This is a genomic window from Okeania sp. SIO2F4 (genome assembly GCF_010672385.1).
Taxonomy (GTDB): Bacteria; Cyanobacteriota; Cyanobacteriia; order Cyanobacteriales; family Microcoleaceae; genus Trichodesmium.
In genome coordinates this window covers 1-1,525 of sequence record NZ_JAAHGT010001388.1, presented here as the reverse complement: position 1 = coordinate 1,525, position 1,525 = coordinate 1, and the positions used below count along the sequence as shown (strand labels likewise).

The 1,525-nt window shown below is 30.7% G+C and carries 2 protein-coding genes; both read right to left on the bottom strand.

Annotation, left to right across the window (positions count from 1 at the left end):
* Positions 1-254: hypothetical protein (locus F6K22_RS40655; RefSeq protein ID WP_363275518.1), on the bottom strand; the 254-nt coding region annotated here is incomplete at its 3' end.
* A 316-nt stretch (positions 255-570) separates the two neighbouring features.
* Positions 571-1,089 carry a DUF29 family protein gene (locus F6K22_RS40650; protein WP_293110818.1) on the bottom strand — a complete coding sequence of 173 codons (519 nt, stop codon included), beginning with the start codon at positions 1,087-1,089 and terminating at the stop codon, positions 571-573.
* Positions 1,090-1,525 lie beyond the last annotated feature (436 nt).

Sequence of the window (1,525 nt, the reverse complement as noted above, 5' to 3'; positions counted from 1 at the left end):
TTTAATTCACTTTCACTCAAATCAGCATTTTCTAACTCTTGCTGTATCAAATCTAAAAAATATTTAATTGCTTGTGCCGTAGCTTTTTGTAAAATTTTTCCATTTTTCATCCCACCAATAGCATCAGAAATACCCTGTTTAAAAAAGTCTTTAACATAGTCTTCAGCAGCACCCTTACCTAACTCTCCAATAACTTCCTGAGCAATAAATTTAACCGCTTCACTACCCCCCCAAGCAATTAACAATTCAATCATAACTATTCAACCTCTTATGGATTAGTTATTTTTAATTATATAACACTACACATTTAGGAAACCGACATTGTTGGATAAGGGTTTGGTGACCAAACCCCTACGATATTGAAACAGAAAAACATTATTATTTAACCTCTTATGGATTAGTTATTTTTAATTATGTAAAACTACACATTTAGGAAAACGACATTTTTGGGTAAGGGTTTGGAGACCAAACCCCGAGGATATTGAATTCTAACGATACTGTCGGATTTAGTATTATAATTTCTGACTTTTAACTTCTAACTTTTGAATTTTTAATTTTTAATTTTGACTTTTAACTTCCCTGTTTCCAATCTTCTCCCCCAGGCAACAAAACCAAATTTTCATTAATAACTCTCGACAAATTTTCCGGCGAATATTCATACATCAAAGCCAATAATTTTAACGCTGTTTCTATCACCAAATCTCTATCAACAATTTCTACCAACTGAAAAGGACTATAAACACCATTCAAAACTTCCACACTAGCATCACTAATAGCATCTTCAATTACTCTATTTATCGTCGAATTCCATTCATCAGCTTTAATATAATAAGCAGTTTTATTATCTTGTAGATTTAACTTTTTAATCTCTCGAATCGAACCTCGAATCGAAGTTGCCCAGGAATTAGTCAATCTTTGCTCCACTTGATTTTTGATTAGATGAATCAGCATTCTAATTAAATAAGATTCTATTTTCCTAATAATTTCTTTTCTACTCATCCCATCTAATTCATCCAAAATTTCTAAGGCATCTTGATAACGCCCCTCAAGGATACTATTTCTTAAATCAGTTAATTCTTGAGTAGTCATATTTTTATCTTCCTCAAGCAGTTTTTAATCAAATTATATGGCAATTTTTTAATCTATAAATTTACCTTAAAAAGGGGGAAGTCTTCAAAGTCCCCCTTAAAAAGGGGGATTTAGGGAGATCGTAAATTTATCTCATTAAACAGATAAATAGTATATCAGATCGCCCTTTTAATACCATTTATTGATGAAGTTACACTTAATATAAAGATGAGAATAGTAAGTGTAATAAGGTCTGAGAAACAATTATTAACTACATTATTACAGAGAAATGGTATAAGACGAAATGTTTTTAAAGGGTTGCTCAAAATCTCCGTTACAAAAATAACTTCTCAATTCTCAATTCTCAATTCTCAATTCAATACATAAAATCACCTTCAATTAAAGCCTGAAATTTAGGATTCAAATGAATATTACCAAAATCAGTATCAGTTCTTGC